Below are 22,295 nucleotides of genomic sequence, written 5' to 3' on the forward strand. Positions count from 1 at the left end.
AGGGTCGGCGCGTGGATCCACGTGACGAGGTCGTCGGGCTGTTCCAGCGGGTGGCGCGGACCGTGCCGGCGTATGCCGAGTTCCTCAGGGCGCACGACGTCGATCCGGGCACGATCCGGAGTTTTGACGATTTCACCGGCCTGCCGCTGACCACCAAGGACACCTACACCCGCCGGTACGCGCTGCCCGACCTGTGCCGCGACGGGAAGATCGGCGACATGATCGCCGTCTCGTCCGGGTCCACCGGGGAGCCGTCGTTCTGGCCCCGCTCGGCCGCCGACGAGAAAGTCATCGCCGAGCGGTTCGCGCAGGTCTTCGACGCCTTCGGCGCACGCGAGCGCCGGACCCTGGCCGTGGTGTGCTTCGCCCTCGGCACCTGGGTGGGCGGGCTGTTCAGCCTGGCCTGCTGCCGCCACCTCGCCGCCCGTGGATACCCCGTCACCGCCGTGGCGCCCGGCAACAACCCGGCCGAGATCCAGCGGGTCGTCCCCCAGCTCGCGCCGCATTTCGACCAGGTGGTCCTGCTCGGCTACCCGCCGTTCCTCAAGGACGTCGTCGACGCGGGCGGCGTCCCCTGGGCGTCCTACGACGTCAAGCTCGTCATGGCCGGAGAGGTCTTCAGCGAGGAGTGGCGCGGCCTGATGGCGCGGCGCACCGGGATGACCGACCCCCGCTTCGCCACGGCCTCGCTGTACGGCACGGCCGACGCGGGTGTCCTCGGAAACGAGACCCCGCTGTCCATCGACATCCGCCGATTCCTGGCCGGCCGTCCGGACGTCGCGAGGGAGCTGTTCGGCGACCCCCGCCTGCCCACCCTGGTGCAGTACGACCCGGGGGTCCGCTTCTTCGAGGAACTCGACGGCACGCTGCTGTTCACCGGGGACAACGGCGTGCCGCTCATCCGCTACCACATCGCCGACGAGGGCGGCGTGACCAAGCACGCTGACATGCTGGGCTTCCTCGCCGGCCACGGCTTCCGGCCGTCGGTGGAGGGGCCGGACCTGCCGTTCGTCCACGTCTTCGGCCGCAGCCACTTCACCGTGTCCTACTACGGCGCCAACGTCTACCCGGAGAACGTCTCGGTCGGGCTGGAGCAGCCGTCGGTGAGCGAGTCGGTGACCGGCAAGTTCGTCCTGGAGGTGACCGAGGACGCCGACCGCGACCGCCGTCTCCAGATCACTGTGGAAGTGGCCCCGGGGGCAACCCCCTCACCCGAGCTGGCGGAGCGGATCGGCGAGTCCGTCCTCACCCACCTGCTCCGGCTGAACAGCGAGTTCGCCAACTACGTCCCGCCGGCCAAGCGGCGGCCCGTCGTGCGGCTCAGGGACACCGGAGACCCCGAGCACTTCCCACCCGGCGTCAAACACCGCTACACCCGGCCCTGACCGTCAGCCGATCGGCGTCAATGGATCGGTTCGAAGGGATTCACCACAGAGACCCCTGTGCCGGCGAAGTCCTTGAGGTTCCGGCTGACCAGCGTCCAGCCGTTCACTCTGGCCGTCGCGGCGAGGAGACCGTCCACCGTCGGCAGCGTGCGTATCGTGTTCAGCCGCCCCATTCCTCAGCCACCTCGGAGGTGACGGGGGCGATCCGATCACGAAACTGCCGATGAAGGCCATGGAGCCAGCGTTCCAGTGCCGCCGCTTGCGCGGGATCACTGCGCCTGCGAAGTTCTACTCCGCAGCGGATCTCGCCGACGGTGAGGCTGCTGAGATAGAGCGTGGGCCCGTGAGCCGCGCCGATCCAGTCCTTGACCTGCGCGCTCCCGTTTCGCTTTCGCGCTTCGGAAACCACGTTCGTGTCAAGCAGGTAACCGACGCCCATCAGTCGAAGTCAACCTCTCGAGGCAGGTCCCGATTCCGGGGAATCTCCACGTCGTCGTCCCAGTCGGGATCCGAGAGAAGGAACTCCCGAAAGTCGGGAGCGTCGCCCCTGAGACGGCGGTACGACGGGCGTATTGTCAGTGGCAGGCCGTACGCTGATTCGCATGGGACGGGCGAATGATGAGGCCGCGGCGGCGCTGGAGGAGTACGCGGACCTGTTCGCGCTGACGGGCGGCGACGCGTTCCGCGTGCGGAGCTACCAGAAGGCGGCCAAGTCGATCGCGGGGTTCCCCGACGACCTACGGCAGGCCGACGTCCGGAAGATCCCCGGCGTGGGCGAGGCGATCGCCAAGAAGGTGGAGGAGTTCCTGTCCAGAGGGAGCTTCCGCCAGCTCGACGACCTGCGCGGCCGGGTGCCCGAAGGCGTCCGCAGGCTGACCAGGATCCCCTCGCTCGGCCCCAAGAAGGCGCTGTTCCTGTTCCAGGAGCTCGGCATCGACTCGCCCGTGGCCCTCGCCGAGGCGATCCGGGCCGGACGGCTGTCGGGCCTCAAGGGGTTCGGAGCGAGGACCGAGGAGAACCTGCTCAAGGGCATCGAGCAGATGGAGCAGTCGGGGCGGCGCGTGCACCTCGGCGTGGCGATGGACCTCGCCGAGCGCGTCATCGCCTCGCTGCCCGCCGACAAGATCGCCTACGCCGGGTCGCTACGCAGGATGCGCGAGACCATCGGCGACATCGACATCCTCGCCGTCGGCCCGGTCAAGCTGATGGAGCTCTTCGTCGGCCAGCCGTACGTCGCGGAGGTCATCGCGCGGGGCGAGCGGAAGACGTCGGTGCGGACGGACCGAGGGATCCAGGTCGACCTGCGGGTGGTCCCCGCGGACTCGTGGGGCGCGGCGCTCGTCTACTTCACCGGCAGCAAGGAGCACAACGTCCATATCAGGGAGATGGCGGTCAAGAAGGGCTGGAAGCTGTCGGAGTACGGCCTGTTCGACAGCGAGGACCGGATCATCGCCTCCCAGAGCGAAGAGGACATCTACCACGCGCTGGGCATGGCGTGGGTGCCGCCGGCGCTCCGGGAGGACGGCGGCGAGGTCCAGGCCGCCCTGCGCGACGAGCTGCCCCGCCTGGTCGAGCTCGGCGACATCAAGGGCGACCTGCACACGCACACCGACCTGACCGACGGGATCGCGTCGCTGGAGGACATGGTCGCCGCCGCCGCGCGGCGCGGCTACTCCTACTACGCGGTCACGGACCACGCGCCCGACCTGGCCATGCAGCGGATGACGCTGGAGAAGGCCCTGGAGCAGCGCGGACAGCTCGCCGAACTTCAGTCGAAATATCCGGACATGCGGTTGCTGCACGGCACCGAGCTGAACATCGCCCCCGACGGCGCCGTGGACTGGCCCGGGGAGGTGCTGCAAGGCTTCGACGTCTGCGTCGCCTCGGTCCACTCGCACTTCACGCAGTCGCGCCACGAGATGACCCGGCGCTTCATCGCGGCCTGCGAGAACCCGAACGTCCACATCATCGGCCATCCGACCACCCGCAAGATCGGCAAGCGGCCGCCCGTCGACGCCGACTGGGACGCGGTCTTCCAGGCGGCCGGCCGCACCGGCACCATCATGGAGATCGACTCCTATCCCGACCGCGCCGACCTGCCGTCCGATCTCGTACGGCTCGCGCGGCACCACGGCGTGAAGTTCTCGATCGACAGCGACTCCCATGCCATCCCGCACCTGGCCCACCAGAGGTTCGGCGTCGGCATCGCGCAGCGGGCGTGGCTCACGACCGACGACGTCGTCAACACCTGGCCCCTCGACCGCCTCCTCACCTTCCTCCGCAGGTCATAACCGAGCCTCTCAGCGGGTCACCACCAAACCGGCCCTGCGGGCCCGCCGAAACCCACCGGCCTACCGCGCCGTCGATCTTGCAGTTCAGATCCTTCGATCTCGCCGTTTTGGCGCTGTCCATCGCCCCCACCGTCGTCACGACAGTGCTGCTCCAGTTCAGGCGTACAGCCACAGCGGGTACGGGCCTCTTCGTCGGCCTATACGCCGTCGGCTTCTTCGTGAACACCGTGGACCACGCCGTGCACCACCTCAGGCCGCCTTCTCTCGTGGCAGTGGACGAGCTCACTCCCTTTCAGCTGGCCGGGGCGATCGCGCGTGTGATGCTCGTCCTCGGGGTCGTCGCGTGGCATCGGCAAGGGCGCTTCGCTCAGGTGAAGGGCCGTCACCGCACGATCGCCGCCGGTGCGCTGCCGCTGGTCTACCTCGCCGCCGACTGGCTTCCGTGGGTCCGCATCCCGGTTACAGGGCTGGGCGGGCCCGGATACCTGGACTGCTGTGTGATGTTCCGTTACGAGCAGGATCTGTACTCGGACCTCGTAGGTTTCGCCATTGCCGTCGGGGCCGTGGTGGTGCTCGCGCTCGCGGGGGGATTCGCTTCTCGGGGGGTCGCCGGCGGAATGGCGATGGGGACGGCGGTGGTATTCCTCCCGACGCTCCTCATCTCCCTCAGCGGCGGGCCGATCCTGCTGCCCGGTTACTGGCTCGCCGTGGGTGCTGTGGCGGCGATGTTCGTGTATGGATTCCTCCTGTTCACCCAGGGGCGGCCACTCAGTGAGGCCCCGTCGTAGCGCTGTGCACCTCACCGGTTATTAAATGGTTTCCTAGTAGGTAATACCGGGAGGTGGTCCGCATGGACACGAGCAGGCAGGCTCTCTGTACCTTGGGGGACATCACCCCTCTCGCCGGGGGCGGGATGTCCCCCATAGTCAAACCCCTACCCCCGGAACTGTTCGTCGTGCACGGGTCCTGCGCCGAGACCCGCTGGGAGGCCATGCGCGGCCTGGGCTACCACGTCCCCAACGACCGGTTCTTCGTCCGCAACCACACCTGCACACCCCTCATCGACGCCTCGACGTGGCGGCTGCGCCTGCACGGCTCGGGCCTGCGCGCTCCACGCTCCTTCACCTACGAGGACCTGCTCGCCCTCCCCTCGACGACTGTCGACTGCGCGATCGAGTGCGCGGGCAACGGGCGGTCGTTCTTCGCGTCCCAGCAGGGGCGCCGCGCGTCCGGCACGCCCTGGCGGCTCGGCGGCATCGGCGTCGCCCGCTGGCGCGGCGTGCCGCTGTCCACCCTCCTGGACCTCGCCGGGATCTCCGGCGACGCCGTGGACGTGCTCCCCACCGGCCTCGACCCCGAATACGTCGACAACGGCGTGAACCTCGGCCACGTCCGCCGCCCGATCCCCGTCGCGAAGGCCCTCGACGACGTGCTGGTCGCCTACGAGATGAACGGCGAGCCGCTGCCGCCCGACCACGGCTTCCCCGCCCGCCTCGTCGTACCCGGCTGGATCGGGATCGCGTCCATCAAGTGGCTGGGCGACATCGAGGTCTCCACGGCGCCGCTGCCCTCCCCCTGGAGCACGGAGACTTACCGTCTGGGCAGCGAACCGCTCACGACTCAGGTGGTCAAGAGCGCCTTCGAGCTCCCCTGGAACGCGACATTCCAGTCGGGCCGGGCGCACGTCCTGTACGGCAGGTCCTGGTCGGGCACCGGGCGGATCGTCCGGGTGGAGGTCAGCGCCGACCACGGCAGGTCGTGGCGGCCCGCCCGCATCCGGCAGGACGGCCCCGCCGGCGGCTGGACGCTCTGGGACGTCGAGTGGTCGCCTCCCGAGGCCGGGACGTACGCGCTGAACGCCAGGGCCGTCGACGACACCGGCGCCGGTCAGCCTTTGCGCACGCCGTACAACACCATGGGTTATCTCTTCGGCGGGATCGTCGATCACCCCGTTACCGTCGTGCCCTGAGCGGGAATGTCCTCCGGCAGTCAGCTGGGCGGGCGTTTCGCGGACAGGTGTGAGCGGGGCCGTGTCGTGCTGAAGGAACCTTCCGGAGATTCCCGCGAAACGTCCCGGCAACTCTGTGCCGTGATGATGGTTACCCTCCGGAGCGATTAGGGGGAGGACGGCCATGCGCCAGCTGACGGCACTCGACGCGCAATTCCTCGGTGTCGAGTCGGCCACGACGGCGGCCCACGTCGCCGGGGTGGCGATCCTCGACCCGGCTTCGGCCCCCTCCGGCACGGTGACCCGCCAGTGCCTGATCAATCTGCTGCGCGAGCGCATCCACCTGGCCCCTCCCCTGCGGATGCGCCTCGCGGGCCTGCCGTTCGGCCTCGACCGGCCCTACTGGGTGGACGACCCCGATATCGACCTCGACCATCACGTGCGCGAGGCGACCCTTCCGGCTCCCGGCGACGAGCGGCAGCTCGCCGCGCACGTGGCGCGGATCCACGCGCGGCGGCTCGACCGGACTCGTCCACTCTGGGAGATGCACCTGATCCACGGCCTCGCGGACGGCCGGGTCGCCCTCTACGCCAAGGTCCACCACTGCGCCATCGACGGCGTGTCCGGATCGGAGATCCTCACCTCGCTCTTCGACCCCTCCCCCGAGCCGCGCTTGGTGGAGGCCACGCCCGAGATCGCGCCCGAGCGTGGGCCGGGCCTGCTGCCGATGCTGGCGGGAGCGGTCACCCGGTCGGTCGCCCAGCCCGTCCAGACGCTGCGCTCGATGGCCCGCGCCGCCGTCGACCTGGACGCGATCCCGGTCGTTTCGGCCCTGCCCGGCGCCCGTCTCGTGGCCGGGCTGACGCGCCGGATGGGCGGCGACTCCCGGCCGCTGCCCGCGCTGCCGTCGATCACCGCGCCGCGGACACCGTTCAACGGGCCCGTCTCGGGCGAGCGGGTCTTCTCCTTCGGATCCATCCCGATGAGCGAGGTCAAAAGCGTCGCCCGCGCATTCGGGATGAGCCGCAACGACGTCGTCATGACCCTGTGCTCGTCGGCGCTACGTCGCTGGCTGACCGACCATGACGCGCTGCCCGGCCGGCCCCTCGTCGCGGCGGTCCCCGTCGCGGTCCGTACGGCGGGCGGGGGCGGCGGGATCGGCAACCAGATATCGGCCATGATCACTCCGATGGCGACCGACGTGGTCTGCCCGAGGGAGCGGCTGACGGTCGTCCGCTCGACCATGGCGGCCGCCAAGCGGCGCTTCGCTGTGTCCCGCAGGACCTGGATGAGCGACGTGTGCGCGATGTTCCCCTCGGCCTTCTCCGCGCTGGCGACGCCGGCGCTGTTCCGCCTGGCGGGCCTGGCCGGGGCGGGGGTCAACCTGATCGTCTCGAACGTGCCCGGCCCGCCCGTCCCGCTGTACATGTGCGGCGCGCGGATGCTGTCCTACCACCCGATGTCGGTCGTGACCGACCTGACGGGCGGCATCAGCATCACGTGCGTGTCCTACGACGGGCGGCTCGACTTCGGCATCGTCGCCTGCCCCTCACGGGTGCCTGACGTGTGGAGCGTCATCGGCCACCTCCATGAGTCGATGGAGGAGCTGACCGCGCTCGTCGAGGACGAGGAGGAGAGCGCCGACGCTCCCGTTAAGGTTCCCGCCTAACCGAGCGCGTGGGCGATCAGCTCGGCGACCGCGTCGGGGTCGATGTGGTGGCCGGTGAGCAGGCAGAGGCTCTCCTGGTAGAGGAGAACGGCGGCGAACGTGGCGGCCGCGGCCTCCAGCCGCGCCGCGTCGCCGCGGCTGCCCGGCAGGGCCAGTTCCAGAGCGAACCTGGCCCGCCGGATGATCTCGGTATTGAGGCGGCCCAGCCGCTCCCGGACCGAGCGGTGGGTGTCGGCCTCCCGGAACAGGATGCGCCGCATCGCCGGGGAGGCCCGGAGCGGGAGCATCTGCGCCAGTTTGGACAGCGTGCCCGCGGCGTCGCCCGGCACGGCCTCGACGTCCTCCTCGGTCACGACCGTCCGCTCGTCGACCAGGGAGATCAGCACGTCGATCTTGCGGGGGAAGTAGTGGAAGACCAGGCCCTTCGGCACGCCGGCCAGCTCGGCGATCCTCGCGGTCGGCGTCGCGTCGTACCCGCCGCCCGCGAACAGCTCCTCGGCCGCGTCGAGGATCCGGGTCCGCGCGTCGCCGTCCGGCAACCTCCTGTTCACGGGGACGACGATAGCCATACCTGGCACCCCCACGCCATGACGCCACGGACAGGCCAGCGTGGGGGTGCCGGGTGGGTCAGTGCTGGACAGCCTTCTCCGCCCCGACGCCGGTTAGCGAGCGGACCTCGATCTCGGCGTACTTCTCCGCGTTGTACTCCTTGCTGAGGACCGTGCCGAGGTAACCGAACAGGAAGCCGAGCGGGATCGACACGATGCCGGGGTTCGACAGCGGGAACCAGTGGAAGTCCACGTCGGGGAACATGGCCGTCTTCGAGCCGGAGACGACCGGCGAGAAGATGACCAGGACGACGGCGGAGATCAGGCCACCGTAGATCGCCGACACCGCGCCGGCCGTGTTGAACCGCTTCCAGAACAGGCTGTAGAGGATCGCCGGGAGGTTGCCCGACGCGGCGACCGCGAACGCGAGCGCCACGAGGAAGGCCACGTTGAGCGACTGGGCGAGGATGCCGAGGACGATCGCGACCGCGCCGATGACGAACGCGGACAGGCGGGCGACCAGCACCTCCTCCTTGTCGGTGACGTTCCCCCGCTTGAACACGTGGGCGTACAGGTCGTGCGCGAAGCTCGACGAGGAGGCGAGCGTCAGGCCGGCGACCACGGCGAGGATCGTGGCGAACGCGACCGCGGCGATGACCGCGAGCAGGATCGTGCCGCCGACGTCGCCGAAGATCTGCCTCCCGATCTCCTCCGCGAGCTGCGGCGCGGCGGTGTTGCCCGCCGCGTTGGCCGTGGAGATCTTCTTGGACCCGACGATGGCCGCCGCGCCGAAGCCCAGGACCAGGGTCAGCAGGTAGAAGACGCCGATGATGCCGATGCCCCACATGACCGACTTGCGGGCGTCCTTCGCGGTGGGCACGGTGTAGAAGCGGATCAGGATGTGCGGCAGGCCCGCCGTGCCGAGCACGAGGGCGAGCCCCAGGCTGATCAGGTCGATCTTCCCGGCGATTCCCTGCGCCTCCGTGCCGTACTTGAGCCCGGAGTTGAGGAACGCGTCGCCCTTGCCGCTCTGCGCCGCCGCGTCGCCGAGGAGTTTCGACACGTTGAAGCCGAACTTGCCGAGGACGAGCAGCGTCACCAGGGCGGCGCCGGTCATCAGCATGACGGCCTTGACGATCTGCACCCAGGTGGTGCCCTTCATGCCGCCGATCACGACGTAGATCACCATGAGCAGGCCGACGGCGATGATCGTCCACATCTTGCCGGAGTCCGACTTGATGCCGAGCAGCAGTCCGACCAGGGCGCCCGCGCCGACCATCTGCGCGAGCAGGTAGAAGATGCTCACCGTGATCGTGGAGACCCCGGCGGCCGTGCGGACCGGGCGGGGGCTCATCCGGAAGGCGAGCACGTCGGCCATCGTGTACTTGCCGGAGTTCCGCATCAGCTCCGCGACCAGCAGCAGCGCCACCAGCCACGCGACGAGGAAGCCGATCGAGTAGAGGAACCCGTCGTAGCCCGACAGCGCGATGATGCCCGCGATGCCGAGGAACGACGCCGCCGACATGTAGTCGCCGCCGATCGCCAGGCCGTTCTGCACGCCGCTGAACGAGCGGCCGCCGGCGTAGAAGTCGGTCGCGTCCTTCGTGTGGCGGCTCGCCCAGAAGGTGATCCCCAGCGTGCCCGCGACGAAGACCAGGAACAGGATGGTGGACAGGGTCTCGTGCTTCACTTGGCCTTCTCCTCGACCTTGTCGCGGAGCTCGTCGGCGAGCGGGTCGAGCTTGCTAGCGGCGTGCCGGGAGTACGCCCAGGCGATCAGGAACGTGGACACGAACTGCAGGAGGCCGAAGACCAGGGCGACGTTGATGTTGCCGAAGAGCTTGGTGCCCATGAAGCCGCGGGCAAAGCCGGACAGCACCACATAAAGCAGGTACCAGGCGAGGAACGCGACGGTCATCGGGAAGGCCCAGGAACGGTACCGGCGGCGCAGTTCCTGGAACTGGTCGCTGGCCTGTATCTCCTCATAGACCGATGAGTCGTGCTGAACGGTCACATGCCCTCCTTCGACAGTGATCTGGATCACCTCAACGTAGGAGCGCGGACCCTTCCCTTTCGAGACCCGGACGCCGCCGCGTCGCCCAGCCGTACCGGTCGCTCGGTCACCTGGGCGGGGCATGCGGCGAAAGGTCGGTTGCGCGCGCCGAACGGTCCCGCGCCGCGGTTCAGATCGAGCGGGGATGCCAGTCGCCGCGGTCGACGTTCAGCGTCTCGGGGGTGTGCAGGCGCACCATCGTCCGGGCGACACCGCGCGGCACCCGCGACGGCGTGAGCAGCGAGACCACCACCATGACGGTGAACGACACCGGCACCGTCCAGGCCGCCGGCTGCGCCAGCAGCGCCTCGGTCCAGCCCGTGTACGGCCCGCCGACTATGGTCGCCAGGACCGCCGCACAGGCCAGCCCACCCCCGATGAGCAGCCCCGCCAGGGCCCCGGCCGTGGTCAGCCTGCGCCACCAGATGCCCAGCACGAGCAGCGGGCAGAACGACGACGCGGCCACCGCGAACGCCAGCCCCACCACGTTGGCGACCGGCAGCGAACGCGCCATCCCCGCCAGCGCGAACGGCACGACCACCGCGACCGCCGTGGCGACCCGGAACGAGCGCACCCCGCCGTGGAGAATGTCCTGGGCGATCACCCCGGCGACCGAGACCGTCAGCCCCGACGACGTGGACAGGAACGCCGCGAACGCCCCGGCCGTCACGAGTGCGGTCAGCAACTCCCCGGCGATACCGCCCACCAGCCGCCCGGGCAGCGTCAGCACCACCGTGTCGGTGGCCGGCAGGCCGTACACCCGCCCGAGGAAGCCGTAGATCGCCGGCATCAGGTAGAACGCGCCCAGCAGGGTCAGGACCACCAGGGTCGTACGGCGGGCCGCCCGGCCGTCCGGGTTCGTGTAGAAGCGGACCAGCACGTGCGGCAGGCCCATCGTGCCGAGGAAAGTGGCCAGGATGAGCGAGTACGTCTCGTAGAGCGGGTGCTCCCGGCCGTGCAGCGGCAGCGCCCACGGATCGCCGGTCCGGAGCCCCGGAGACCCGCCCGAGCGCCACGCGGCCAGCATGAACACCAGCGGCACGGCGAGCGCGGTGAGCTTCAGCCAGTACTGGAACGCCTGGACGAACGTGATCGACCGCATCCCGCCCGACAGCACGTTGACCGCGACCACCCCCGCGACCAGCAGCCCCCCGGCCCAGGTCGGCGCGCCCGTGATCGTACGGAACACCAGCCCGGCGCTCTGGAACTGCGGCATCAGGTACAGCCAGCCGATCAGCAGGACCAGCACGCTCGACATCCGGCGCACGGCCATCGACTCCAGCCGGGCCTCCGCGAAGTCGGGCAGCGTGTAGGCCCCCGAACGCCGCAGCGGCGCGGACACCAGCACGAGCAGCACGAGATAGCCGCCCGTCCAGCCGACCGGGAGCCACAGCATGTCCGCGCCGTAGGTCAGGATGAGCCCGGCGATGCCGAGGAACGACGCCGCCGAGAGATACTCCCCGCCGATCGCCGAGGCGTTCCACAGGGGCGACACCGTCCGGGACGCGACGTAGAAGTCCGACGTCGTGCGGGACATCCTGATGCCGAACGCCCCGATCAGAAGAGCAGCCAGCATCACCAGGACGACGGCGACGATCCCGCTCACCGGCGTTCTACGAGGTCGGCGAAGTCGCGCTCGTTCCGCTCGGCCTGCCGTACGTAGAGCCAGGCGCCCACGACGAAGGCGGGATAGATCAGACCGGCGAGCACCACCCACGGCAACGGCACGCCGAGCAGCAGCATCCCGCGCAATTCGGGGACCAGCAGGAACAGCAGCGGCAGCCCGCCGACGACGCACGCCAGCACAGTGCAGACGAACAGGCCGAGGCGGAACTGCGTCCTCACCAGAGACCGCATGTAGACCTCGCCGAGCCGCGTCTGCTCGTCTATTTCGCGCGTAAGGGGATGGCGCGGCCTGCGGGCGGCGGCCGTGCGGGGGCTTGTCACGACGACCCTGCGTGGCTTGCCCGTCATGACCTACGCCTCCCGCTTCGCTTTGCGGGCCCGGCGGACCAGGAGGTCACGCAGCTCGCGGGTGTGGCGGCGGCTGACCGGGATCTCGGTCTCCCCGACGCGGACGACGCATCTGCCGGAGTCGATGTGCAACTCGTCGATGTGCTTGACCGCGACCAGGTGGCTGCGGTGGACCCGGAGGAACCCCGCCGACGCCCAGCGCTCCTCCAGCGCGGCCAAAGGGATGCGGACCAGATGGCTCCCCGTCGCGGTGTGCAGCCGGGCGTAGTCGCCCTGGGCCTCGACGTACCGGACCTCGGTGCTCGCCACGAATCTGGTCACCCCACCCAGCTCGACCGGGATCGTGTCCGCCTGCGGCCCCGCCTCCTTTTCGGTACGGCTGCCGCACACGCGTCTGATCGCCTCGGCGAGCCGTTCCGGCCTGACCGGCTTGAGCAGGTAGTCCTCGGCCTTGAGCTCGAACGCGTCGACCGCGTGATCCTCGTAGGCCGTCACGAAGACCACCTTCGGCGGCCTGGTGAACTGGGTGAGCAGCCGGCCGAGCACCACGCCGTCCAGGCCGCGCATGCGGATGTCGAGGAAGACCGCGTCCATCGGCCGTCCGTCGGCCATCGCGCGGTCGAGCAGCTTCAGCGCCGCGGCCCCGTCGCGGGCGGTCAGGACGTCGCCGATCCGCGCGTCGGCCCTCAGCAGGTACGCCAGGTCCTCCAGGGCGGGCTGCTCATCGTCCACCGCCAAGACCCGCAGGCCGCTCACCGACCACCCCTCTCACCACCCCTGAGGGTGCTGACCCGCATGGCCGGAAGTCAACGCCTCCCGCCATCACAACCGGGTCACAGCCCCGGTGAAGGTGAGCTTCGGTCAGCCTCTGCGGCGGCGGACCAGCGCGCCGGGGTCGATCACGACCGTGAACGGCTCGCTGATCGTCGCCGGCTCCCCAGCCCGGACGGAGTGGATCTGGCGGTATTCGCCCTCGACGAGCTTGAAGACGATGAGGCGCGGCTCCGCCTCGTCAAGCCGGACGACCCAGTAGAACGGGATGCCAATGCTCGCATACACCTGCCGCTTGGTGATCATGTCCCGCGTGATGGCGTCCTTGCTAGTGATCTCCGTCGCGATCAGCACATCGTCACCGGTGAGCAGCTCGTAATTTCCCTCAGCGAGCTTCCCGGGGATCGTCGCCAGGTCGGGGCTCCGATAGCCCTCGAAGAAGCCGGGGACCGCGACGTCGACCGGGCCAACGGAGATCAGATCCAGCCCCGCCTCCTCGGCTGCGTCGTCGAGAATGCGCATCAGCCGATAGGCGACACAGAGGTGCTTGAGCGCGGGAGACGCCGAGACGAGGAGATTTCCGTCCTCGATCTCGTACCGGAATCCCTCGGGCAACTCGCACGTGTCCCTCCGGGTCCAAGGGTGATCGATCCGGTGCAGACCGAAGTCGATGGTCCTGGTCACAAGCGCAGATCCTCCAGGCAAGGGGCATCCTGACCGGAGCTAACACTAACAGTAACTATACGATCGCTCTTCGCGTTCGAGGGATTCAGGTGGCGGAGACGCCGGGGTGGTATTTGGGAACGCGGAGGGTGACCTTGGTGCCGGCGTCGTGGCCGGTCTCGACCACCAGGCCGTACTCGTCGCCGTAGACCTGGCGGAGCCGCTCATCCACGTTGGCCAGGCCGACGCCGCCCGCTCCCGAGCGGTCCTCCCCCGCCAGGACGCGCCGCAGCCGTTCGGGGTCCATGCCGATGCCGTCGTCCTCGACCGTGATCCCGCACTCGGCTCCGGCATCCTCGGCGATGATCGTGATCCGGCCGACCCCGGGCTTGCTCTCCAGGCCGTGCCGTACGGCGTTCTCGACCAGGGGTTGCAGGCACAGGAACGGCACGGCGACCGCCAGCACCTCGGGGGCGATGCGGAGCGTGACCTGTAACTGGTCGCCGAACCGGGCGCGTTCGAGGGTCAGGTAGCGGTCGATCGACCGGAGCTCCTCGGCCAGCGTCGTGAACTCGCCGTGCCGCCGGAAGGAGTAACGCGTGAAGTCGGCGAACTCCAGCAGCAGCTCGCGGGCCTGCTCGGGATCGGTCCGGACGAAGGACGCGATCGTCGTGAGGGAGTTGTAGATGAAGTGCGGCGAGATCTGCGCCCGGAGCGCCCGGACCTCGGCCTCCATGAGCATCGTCCGCGACCGGTCGAGCTCGGCGAGCTCAAGCTGCGAGTCGACCCAGCGGGCCACCTCCTGCGCGGCCCGGACGAGCCCGGCCGAGGCGTGGTCGCCGTACGCCGCGAGCGACCCGACCACCCGGTCGTCGGTGGTGAGCGGCACGACCACGGCGTGCCGTACGGGGCACTCGGGCAGGCCGCAGTCGAGCGCCAGCACCTGCGTGCGGCCGTCCTTCAGGGTCTCGGCGGCGTGCTCGAAGGCCTCATGGGCGTGGTGCTCCCCCGCGCCGTCGTAGACCAGCAGTTCCTCGCCGTTGGTGATGGCGATCGCGGGCGAGCCGAGCAGCTCCCGCAGATGCCGCGACGCCTTCAGCGCTCCCGCCTGGGTGAGCCCGGCCCGCAGGGGCGGCGCGGCGAGGGAGGCGGTGTGCAGGGTCTCGAACGTGGCCCGCTCGGCCGGGCTGCTCCCGAGGTCGCGGCGGCCGCGGAGGACCCGCCACAGCACCACGGCCGGCACGCCGATGAGGACGAGGACGACGAGTGCGGCGACGAGCGGTTCCACGTCGCCGGAGCCTACTCGCGTACGGAGGCCGCGACCGCCTCCCCCAGCTCGCTTCTGAGGAAGTGACCAGCGCCATCCGTTGAGGCGTCCCGATCGGACGCCTTTACGTTGTAGATTTCTTGAGCGCGTCGCGGACGCGGGCCGCGTAGTCCTCGGTCTCCACGTCGTCGGCGTACTTCACCCGCGGCCAGAAGAAGCCGCGCAGGCCGTCCTTGCGGTTGCGCGGCACCACGTGAACGTGCAGATGCGGGACGCTCTGGCTGACACGGTTGTTGATCGCCACGAAGGTGCCGGCCGCGTCCACGCCTTCCTCGACCGCGCGAGCAACGGCCTGGACCCGTTCGAAGAAGGGGCCGACCGTCTCGTGCGGCAGGTCGGCCAGGGTCTCCACGTGGGCGTGCGGCACGACGAGGACGTGCCCCTTGAAGACCGGCCGCGTGTCCAGGAACGCGGCCGCGACCTCGTCGGACAGCACGACATACGCGGGCTTGTCCCCGGCGGCGATGTCACAGAACAGGCATCCGGCCAGGCGTGTCCCTCTGGCGATCATCTCCGTATTGTCCCCCACCCGTGCATGATCACGAACAGGGTGTGGGCAGGTCAGGCGACCCGCCCGGGAACTCGTGCATGATCACGGCAAGGGTTGTCGCAGGGCAGGCGGCATTTCCGGGAACTTGTGCATGATCACGGCAGGGGTGGGGGGTCACCAGCCGAGGGTGGTGGTGCCCTGGAGGAGCGACTTGGCGATGATCAGGCGCTGGATGTCGTTGGTGCCCTCGCCGATCACCATCAGGGGCGCGTCGCGGTAGAGGCGCTCGACCACGAACTCCTGCGAGTAGCCGTATCCCCCGTGGACGCGCATCGCCTCAGTCGTGGCCCTCATCGCGACCTCCGAGGCGAAATACTTGGCCATCGCGGCCTCGGTCGTCACGGCGCCCGACTCCGACCGCACGGCCGCCCAGTAGGTCATCAGCCGGGCGGCCTGGATCTCCGTCGCCATGTCGGCCAGCTTGAGCCGGATCGCCTGGAAGTCCGCGATCGGCTGCCCGAACGCCTGCCGCTCCCGGGAGTAGCCGAGCGCCGCTTCGTAGGCGCACTGGGCGACTCCCACGGCCCTGGCCGCGATGTTGATCCGGCCCAGCTCCAACGCCGAGAGCACCTGGCGCATGCCCCGCCCCTCCACGCCTCCGAGCAGCCGCGACGCGGGCACGCGGACGCCCTCCAGGACCACCTCGCACGTCTCCGTGCCCCTGTATCCAAGCTTGGGCAGGTCCCTGCTGATCGTGAGGCCCTCGCTGGACGCGTCCACCAGCAGGACCGACATGCCCTTGTGGGCGGGGCTCTCGGCCGAGGTCTTCACGAGCACGGGGAGCGGGTCGGCGTGCCTGGCGTTGGTGATCCAGGTCTTCGTCCCGTCGATCACGTAGTGGTCGCCGTCCCGCACGGCCCGGGTGCGGATGCCCTGCAGGTCGGTCCCCGCGCCCGGCTCGGTCAGCGCGATGCCGGTACGGCGGGCCCCCGTGGCCAGCTCGGGCAGGTAGCGCGAGCGCTGCTCGTCGGTGCCGTGCTCGGCGATCATCCAGGTCGCCAGCGAGTGCGAGCCCAGGATCCCCGCGACGCCCATCCAGCCACGGGCGATCTCTTCGAAGACCAGGGCGAACGACACCCGGTCGAGGTCGAGCCCGCCGTACCTCTCGGGAATCGTGATGCCGAACAGCCCCATCTGCCGGAACCGCTCGATGATCTCGGCCGGGTGGCGTCCGGCGCGCTCCCACTCGGCGGCCACCGGAACGATGTCCCTCTCGACGAACTCGCGCAGCGTCCGCTGGAACAGCCGCTGGTCCTCGTTCAGCTCGAAGTCCATCACGCCTCCATCGGACCGGTCGCGGCCTCCGGGAAGTACCCCTTGTCGTGAGGGGCGTCCCGCTTGTAGACCATGACCGCGCGGCGCCAGGACATGACCTCGGCGCCGTCCTGGTTCAGGCCGCGGGTCCGGCACTCGACGATCCCGGCGTACGGCCGGGACCTCGACTCGCGCTTGCCGAGCACCATGGACTCGGCGTAGAGCGTGTCGCCGACGAACACGGGATGGGTCAGCCTGATCTCGTCCCAGCCCAGGTTCATCATCGCCGTCTGGCTGACGTCGATCACCGAGAGCCCGAGGACGATCGCCACGGACAGGCCCGAGTTGACGATGATCCGCCCGACCGGCGACCTCTCCGCGAAGTGGGCGTTGAAGTGGTTCTGATTGGTGTTCATCGTCAGCAGCGTGAACCAGGTGTTGTCCGCCTCGCTGATGGTGCGGCCCAGAGGGTGCTGGTAGACGTCCCCGACCACGAAGTCCTCGTAATGGCGCCCGATCCGGGCTTCATGCACCGTCACGCCAGAATCCTATTCTGGAGCCATGGGCGCCGTCAGGTCTGACTCAGGCCGTCGTTCTCCTTGTCCTTCGGCTCGTCGCGCGGCTCGACGAACGGCTCCGCCGCGGACCCCTCCTCCACGATCTTCCGCCCCCGCTGGAGCTCCGCGTCGAACTCCGCCCCGATGAGGATCGCGATGTTCGACAGCCAGAGCCACACGAGGAACACCACGACCGCCGCGAGCGTGCCGTACGTCTTGTTGTAGGAGCTGAACCTCGCCACGTACAGCCCGAACCCGGCCGACACGATCATCCACAGCACGACGGACGTCAGGCTGCCCGGCGTCAGCCAGCGGACGCCCGGCTGCCGGACGTTGGGGGCGGCGTAGAACAGCAGGGTGATCATCCCGGCCGCCAGGATCACCAGCACCGGCCACTTCGCGATGTTCCAGGCCGTCACCGCGACGCCGCCGAGCCCGAGGAGCCTCCCCACGATCTCCGACAGCCGCCCGGTGAGGGTGACCGCCACCGCGGCGGCCGCCATCAGGATCACCAGCACCAGCGTGAGCAGGACCCGCAGCGGCGTGACCTTCCAGAACGGCCGGCCCTCCGGGATGTCGAAGATGGCGTTGGTCGCGCGGATGAACGCCGCGATGTAGCCGGAGGCCGCCCAGAGGGCGAGCAGCAGACCGCCGATGGCGAACACCCCCGCGGTCCCCTGGTTGTTGCTGACGTTGCCGAGGCCGGTCCACAGCAGCTGCTGAACCGGCCCCGGTGTCAGCCCCTTGATGTTGCCCAGCAGGCCCTCGACGGCGCCCGGGCCCAGCAGGCCCACGATCGACACCAGCACGATGAGCCCGGGGAAGATCGACAGAACGGCGTAGTAGGTCAGGGCCGCGGCCCAGTCCGGGATGTTGTCGTTCTTGAACTCCCGGGCGGTGCGCTTGAGCGCCGCCAGCCAGTCGCGGCGTGACAGCCGCTTCACCGGCCCCTTGTCGTCCTTACGGTCAGCCATCTGTCGTCGTCGTCCCGGCCTGCCTATCGGCTCCTCTTCCTCCGCAGCAACGTCCGCACGACGAGGAGCGCCACCGCGCCGGCGGCGATGGCCACGGCGGGACGCCGCCTGGCCTGCTCCGCCACCTTGTCGGCCGCGTCCTTCACCGTGTCCGGCGTGACGTCGCGGACCCGCTCGGCGACCTTGTCGGCCGCGTCCTTCACCGTGTCCGGCGTGGCCTCGCGGACCCGCTCCACGACCTCCGCGGCCTTCTCCTTCGCCATGATCTTCGTCCCCTCCACTTTCTCCTGTGCTCTTGTCTTCACGTCGGCCTTGGCGGCCAGGGCGTCGATGGTGTCGCCGAGGTCCTCGCGCGTCCGGGCGATGTCCTGCCGCACTTCGGTCAGCTCGTCCGCCGAGTCGGCCGGATGCGCCGGGTCGGGCGAGCCGGCCGGCGTCGCCTGGCGCTGCGGCACCGCGTTCAGCGACTCGGTCTCCGTCACCGGGTCGGTGACGTCCTGGCGGTGAACCCCCACGCCGCCGGCGCCCGTCCGGGCGTCGCGCCCGGGGTCGGTCTCGGTCATCTCCGGGCCCTCTCCTTCATCACGTCGATATCGGTCTTGAAGCTCTGGATCGCCTTTTCGGGAGTCGGCGGGGTCGCCCTGGACACCTGGCGCTTACCGACCAGGCCGACCACCCCGGCCACGAGAAGCAGCGCGGCGCCCACGATCAGGGCGCTCGCCCACGCGGGCAGCACCATCGCGAGCGCGATGATCGCCGCGGCCACGAGGGAGCCCCCGCCGTAGAGGGCCACGACGCCCGCGCCGCCGAGCATCCCGGCGCCGACTCCCGCGCGCTTGCCCTTCTCCGTCATCTCCAGTCGCGCCAGCCGCAGCTCGTCTCTGACGAGGCGGGAGACGTCCTCGGACAGACGCCGGACGAGTTCGCCGGTGGACAGAGTTTCCCTCTGATTAGGCACCCGATCGGTCACCTGATTGGTCGCCTGATTGGTCATGGCCGGCCTCCCTTCCAAGTTGGGAAGCGACTACCCCCAGGCGAGAGCCCTAACCACCGATGTCGGGACGGTGAACATAGAAATGTCACGATACGGCGGAGTTCTCACCGGCTCCCGGCAAAGATGGGGAGAAGGAAGCGCGGCCGCGCTGCTACGGTTTCGGTGGCGAAAGGGGGCAGCGGTGCTGGTGGTCCACGGAACCTGGGTCGGCGGCAGGCTGGCGCTCTGGGCCGAGGACTCCTCGCTCGTGTCCCCGAGCCCTTCAGAGCCCCCGAGCCCTTCAAAGTCCCCGAGCCCTTCAAAGTCCCCGAGCCCTTCGAAGTCCCCGGGCGCCTCCAAGTCTCCGAGTGCTTCCAGGGCGCGGAGCGTCTCCAAGGCGCGCCCGCATCCCTTCGCGGCCTCCGCGACCGGCATCGCCGCCGAGCTGTCCTCCTGGGGAGACGCCGGGGCCGCGGTCTCCGGCAAGGCGGCCGAGTCCGAGCTGACCATGCTGCTCCCCGGTTCGGCGAAGAGCCCCCTGCCCTCCCCCGAGTCGGGAGTGAGCGTCAAGGCCCGCGCTCCCGCGATCGGCCGCTGGCTCGTGCCCGTACTACTGGTCGAGCCGCCCGCCGCGCTCGGCCTGCTCGACGCCGTGGACGAGATCGCCCACTTGCCGGCGGCCGCGTACGAGCCGGGCGAGTCCCTCGACGGCGCGCCGGTTCCCGGAGCCTCCCTGCGCTACCTCGCCGTCGTCGCCGCGGCCGCCCGCGACCTCGTATGGCGGGGCCGGGTGCTGCCCCAGCTCGTCACCGAGGAGGACGGCTACGCGGCCCGCTGGCTGCCGGTGCTGACCGGCGCCGACGCCGCCCGCTTCCGGGAGCTCGCCACCGCGATGCCCCCGGTATGCCGGGCCGCCGGAGAGGAGCGGCCCTCCGCGCACGTGCTCGGCGACGCCCTGGTCGGGCTCGCCGACGCGGCGGTACGGCAGGCGCTCCCCGAGCGGCTGCTCCTCGGGCATCGCCCGGGCGCCCGGAGCCCGCTGGCCGACCGTTGGATGGTCGCCCTCACCGCGGAGAGCGCCGCGCTTCCCGGCGTGCCGCCGAAGGAGGCCGACGAGCTGGTCAGGCCGCTGGAGCAGTGGTTCACGCAGGCGCAGCGGTCCCACGGCCCGTTCCGGGTGAGCTTCCGCCTCAGGGAGCCCCCGAAGGACGACGCGCCCTGGGAGGTCGAGTTCGCCGTCCAGTCCACCGAGGATCCCAGCCTCTACCTGCCCGCTTCGCTCATCTGGGCGGGTGAGACCGTGCCGGGCCTCAGCGGCCGGCCCGAGGAGACCCTGCTCACGGGCCTCGGCCGGGCGGCCCGCCTCTACCCGAAGGTGGAGGACGCCCTGCGCGGCGTACGGCCGGCGTCGGTCGAGCTGGACATGGCGGAGGCCTTCTATTTCCTCCGCCACGCCGCTCCCCTTCTCCAGGCGGCCGGGTTCGGCGTCCAGCTCCCGGCCTGGGCGGGCAAGACCAGGCTCGGGCTCAAGCTGACCACCAGGTCGAAGAAGCAGGGGCCGGGAGCCGTGGCCGCTCAGGGCTTCGGGCTCGGCCAGCTCGTGAACTTCCGCGTCGACCTGGCCGTCGGCGACGAGACGATCACGGAGGAGGAGCTCGCCGAGCTGGCCCGGCTCAAGGTGCCCCTCGTCCGCGTGCGGGGGCAGTGGGTCGAGCTGGACGACCGGCAGCTCGGCGCCGCGCTGAAGGCCGTGGAGCGCCGCCGTGCGGGCGAGATGACGGTCGGCGAGGTCCTCCAGGAGGTCGTCCACGGAGGAGACGACGACCTGCCCATGGTGGAGGTCGACGCCGACGGCCTGCTCGGCGACCTGCTGTCCGGCGAGGCCGATCGCCGCCTCCAGCCGGTGGCCACCCCGGACGGCTTCCACGGCACCCTGCGCCCCTATCAGGAACGCGGCCTGTCCTGGCTCACCTTCATGTCCGAAATCGGCCTCGGCGGCATCCTCGCCGACGACATGGGCTTGGGTAAAACCCTACAAACGTTGTCTTTGTTACTAAACGAGCGAAACGGACATGCCGCGCCGGGGGCGACGTTGCTGGTGTGCCCGATGTCGCTGCTGAGCAACTGGCAGAAGGAGGCGGCGAGGTTCGCCCCGTCGCTCGACGTCTACCTGCATCACGGCACGGCGCGGCTGCGCGACGAGGAGCTCGCCGAGCGGGTGGGCCGGGCCGACCTGGTCCTCACGACGTACGGCACGGCGCTGCGTGACCGGGAGGCCCTCGCCGGTTTCCCCTGGGGCCGGGTCGTCTGCGACGAGGCTCAGGCGATCAAGAACAGCGCGGCCAGGCAGGCGCAGGCCGTACGGTCGATTCCGGCGCGGACGAGGCTCGCGCTGACCGGCACGCCGGTCGAGAACCATCTGGCCGAGCTGTGGTCGATCATGGAGTTCTGCAACCCCGGCCTGCTCGGGTCGGTCAGAACGTTCCGCGAGCGCTATCAGGAGCCGATCGAACGGGAGGGCGACGAGACGGCGACCGCGGCGCTCCGCCGGGCCACCGGGCCGTTCGTGCTGCGAAGGCTCAAGACCGACAAGACGATCATCTCCGATCTGCCGGACAAGATGGAGATGAAGGTCTGGTGCACCCTCACCCCGGAGCAGGCCACCCTCTACCAGGCCGTCGTGGAGGACATGCTGGGCCGCATCGAAGACAGCGAGGGCATCGAACGGCACGGCAACGTGCTGGCCGCCATGACCAAGCTCAAGCAGGTGTGCAACCACCCGGCCCACCTGCTCAAGGACGGCTCGCGGCTGCCCGGCCGCTCCGGCAAGCTGGCCCGGCTGGAGGAGCTGGCCGAGGAGATCGTCGCCGAGGGCGACAAGGCTCTGGTCTTCACGCAGTACGCCGAGTTCGGGACGATGCTCCAGCCGTACCTCGCGGCGCATCTGGACCGGCCGGTGCTCTGGCTGCACGGCGGGCTGCCGAAGGCGCGGCGCGACGCGCTGGTCGAGCGGTTCCAGAGCGACGACGAGCCGATGGTGTTCCTCCTGTCGCTCAAGGCCGCGGGCACCGGGCTGAACCTGACGGCGGCCAACCACGTCGTCCACGTGGACCGGTGGTGGAACCCGGCCGTGGAGGACCAGGCGACCGACCGGGCGTTCCGGATCGGGCAGACTAAGAACGTGCAGGTCAGGAAGTTCATCTGCGTGGGCACGCTGGAGGAGCGGATCGACGAGATGATCGAGCGCAAGAAGGCGCTGGCCGAGAGCGTCGTCGGCACCGGGGAGGACTGGATCGCCACCCTGTCGACCGCGGAGCTGCGCGAGCTGTTCCGCCTCTCCCCCGAGGCGGTGAGCTGAG

Annotated in this window: 22 protein-coding genes; 6 read left to right on the top strand and 16 right to left on the bottom strand. The window is 70.0% G+C overall.

Annotated features, from left to right (window positions below; genetic code table 11):
• Positions 1-11: 11 nt before the first annotated feature.
• On the top strand, positions 12-1,385 hold the full coding sequence (locus N5079_RS03610; protein ID WP_261581930.1) for a phenylacetate--CoA ligase family protein: 1,374 nt from the start codon (positions 12-14) through the stop codon (positions 1,383-1,385).
• Positions 1,386-1,402: 17 nt separating this feature from the next.
• Here N5079_RS03610 and N5079_RS03615 read toward each other — a convergent pair whose 3' ends face one another.
• Together N5079_RS03615 and N5079_RS03620 are read right to left on the bottom strand one after the other, a co-directional pair.
• On the bottom strand, positions 1,403-1,558 hold the full coding sequence (locus N5079_RS03615; protein WP_261581931.1) for a hypothetical protein: 156 nt from the start codon (positions 1,556-1,558) through the stop codon (positions 1,403-1,405).
• Positions 1,546-1,824 (bottom strand): PIN domain-containing protein, encoded by a 279-nt coding sequence (locus N5079_RS03620; RefSeq protein ID WP_261581932.1) that lies wholly within the window; start codon positions 1,822-1,824, stop codon positions 1,546-1,548. The genes N5079_RS03615 and N5079_RS03620 overlap by 13 nt, the downstream gene beginning before the upstream one ends.
• A gap of 163 nt (positions 1,825-1,987) precedes the next feature.
• Here N5079_RS03620 and polX point away from each other — a divergent pair, with 163 nt between their 5' ends.
• The 4 genes from polX (at position 1,988) to N5079_RS03640 (ending at position 7,293) form a co-directional block, all read left to right on the top strand.
• A complete protein-coding gene (gene polX / locus N5079_RS03625) occupies positions 1,988-3,676 on the top strand; it encodes a DNA polymerase/3'-5' exonuclease PolX (protein WP_261581933.1) in 1,689 nt (562 codons plus the stop codon).
• A gap of 77 nt (positions 3,677-3,753) precedes the next feature.
• Entirely contained in the window at positions 3,754-4,464 is a 711-nt protein-coding gene (locus N5079_RS03630) for a hypothetical protein (RefSeq protein WP_261581935.1), read from the top strand.
• A gap of 62 nt (positions 4,465-4,526) precedes the next feature.
• Positions 4,527-5,645 (top strand): sulfite oxidase, encoded by a 1,119-nt coding sequence (locus N5079_RS03635; protein ID WP_261581936.1) that lies wholly within the window; start codon positions 4,527-4,529, stop codon positions 5,643-5,645.
• 163 nt (positions 5,646-5,808) lie between these two features.
• Positions 5,809-7,293 (top strand): WS/DGAT/MGAT family O-acyltransferase, encoded by a 1,485-nt coding sequence (locus N5079_RS03640; protein ID WP_261581937.1) that lies wholly within the window; start codon positions 5,809-5,811, stop codon positions 7,291-7,293.
• On the opposite strand, the gene N5079_RS03645 is transcribed toward N5079_RS03640, so the two are convergent.
• From N5079_RS03645 to N5079_RS03710, 14 genes are all read right to left on the bottom strand, one after another.
• Entirely contained in the window at positions 7,290-7,844 is a 555-nt protein-coding gene (locus N5079_RS03645) for a TetR/AcrR family transcriptional regulator (protein WP_261581938.1), read from the bottom strand. The two genes, N5079_RS03640 and N5079_RS03645, sit on opposite strands and share 4 nt — an antisense overlap.
• Positions 7,845-7,920: 76 nt before the next feature.
• On the bottom strand, positions 7,921-9,531 hold the full coding sequence (locus N5079_RS03650) for a cation acetate symporter (RefSeq protein ID WP_261581939.1): 1,611 nt from the start codon (positions 9,529-9,531) through the stop codon (positions 7,921-7,923).
• On the bottom strand, positions 9,528-9,854 hold the full coding sequence (locus N5079_RS03655; protein WP_261581940.1) for a DUF485 domain-containing protein: 327 nt from the start codon (positions 9,852-9,854) through the stop codon (positions 9,528-9,530). Before N5079_RS03655 ends, N5079_RS03650 begins: the two co-directional genes overlap by 4 nt.
• Positions 9,855-10,023: 169 nt before the next feature.
• Positions 10,024-11,469, bottom strand: a complete 1,446-nt coding sequence (locus N5079_RS03660) for a cation acetate symporter (RefSeq protein ID WP_410007742.1) — start codon at positions 11,467-11,469, stop codon at positions 10,024-10,026.
• Positions 11,470-11,495: 26 nt separating this feature from the next.
• Positions 11,496-11,867 (bottom strand): hypothetical protein, encoded by a 372-nt coding sequence (locus N5079_RS03665; protein ID WP_261581942.1) that lies wholly within the window; start codon positions 11,865-11,867, stop codon positions 11,496-11,498.
• A 3-nt stretch (positions 11,868-11,870) separates the two neighbouring features.
• A complete protein-coding gene (locus tag N5079_RS03670; protein WP_261581943.1) occupies positions 11,871-12,623 on the bottom strand; it encodes a LytR/AlgR family response regulator transcription factor in 753 nt (250 codons plus the stop codon).
• Between the two features lie 105 nt (positions 12,624-12,728).
• Positions 12,729-13,322 (bottom strand): Uma2 family endonuclease, encoded by a 594-nt coding sequence (locus tag N5079_RS03675; RefSeq protein WP_261581944.1) that lies wholly within the window; start codon positions 13,320-13,322, stop codon positions 12,729-12,731.
• 85 nt (positions 13,323-13,407) lie between these two features.
• A complete protein-coding gene (locus tag N5079_RS03680) occupies positions 13,408-14,589 on the bottom strand; it encodes a sensor histidine kinase (RefSeq protein ID WP_261581945.1) in 1,182 nt (393 codons plus the stop codon).
• Between the two features lie 103 nt (positions 14,590-14,692).
• A complete protein-coding gene (locus N5079_RS03685) occupies positions 14,693-15,157 on the bottom strand; it encodes an HIT family protein (RefSeq protein ID WP_315967775.1) in 465 nt (154 codons plus the stop codon).
• Positions 15,158-15,292: 135 nt separating this feature from the next.
• The gene (locus N5079_RS03690; protein WP_261581946.1) at positions 15,293-16,453 is read right to left on the bottom strand and encodes an acyl-CoA dehydrogenase family protein; all 1,161 of its coding nucleotides are present in this window, start codon (positions 16,451-16,453) and stop codon (positions 15,293-15,295) included.
• Positions 16,453-16,971, bottom strand: a complete 519-nt coding sequence (locus N5079_RS03695) for a MaoC family dehydratase (RefSeq protein ID WP_261581947.1) — start codon at positions 16,969-16,971, stop codon at positions 16,453-16,455. Before N5079_RS03695 ends, N5079_RS03690 begins: the two co-directional genes overlap by 1 nt.
• A gap of 32 nt (positions 16,972-17,003) precedes the next feature.
• Entirely contained in the window at positions 17,004-17,963 is a 960-nt protein-coding gene (locus N5079_RS03700; protein WP_261581948.1) for a YihY/virulence factor BrkB family protein, read from the bottom strand.
• A 23-nt stretch (positions 17,964-17,986) separates the two neighbouring features.
• Positions 17,987-18,526 carry a DUF3618 domain-containing protein gene (locus tag N5079_RS03705; protein ID WP_261581950.1) on the bottom strand — a complete coding sequence of 180 codons (540 nt, stop codon included), beginning with the start codon at positions 18,524-18,526 and terminating at the stop codon, positions 17,987-17,989.
• Positions 18,523-18,957 (bottom strand): phage holin family protein, encoded by a 435-nt coding sequence (locus tag N5079_RS03710; RefSeq protein WP_261581952.1) that lies wholly within the window; start codon positions 18,955-18,957, stop codon positions 18,523-18,525. Before N5079_RS03710 ends, N5079_RS03705 begins: the two co-directional genes overlap by 4 nt.
• A 181-nt stretch (positions 18,958-19,138) precedes the next feature.
• Here N5079_RS03710 and N5079_RS03715 point away from each other — a divergent pair, with 181 nt between their 5' ends.
• Positions 19,139-22,294, top strand: a complete 3,156-nt coding sequence (locus tag N5079_RS03715; protein ID WP_261581953.1) for a DEAD/DEAH box helicase — start codon at positions 19,139-19,141, stop codon at positions 22,292-22,294.
• Position 22,295: the final 1 nt, after the last annotated feature.

It is taken from the genome of Planotetraspora sp. A-T 1434 (genome assembly GCF_025420585.1).
In the GTDB taxonomy this organism is placed as follows: domain Bacteria; phylum Actinomycetota; class Actinomycetes; order Streptosporangiales; family Streptosporangiaceae; genus JAOEGB01.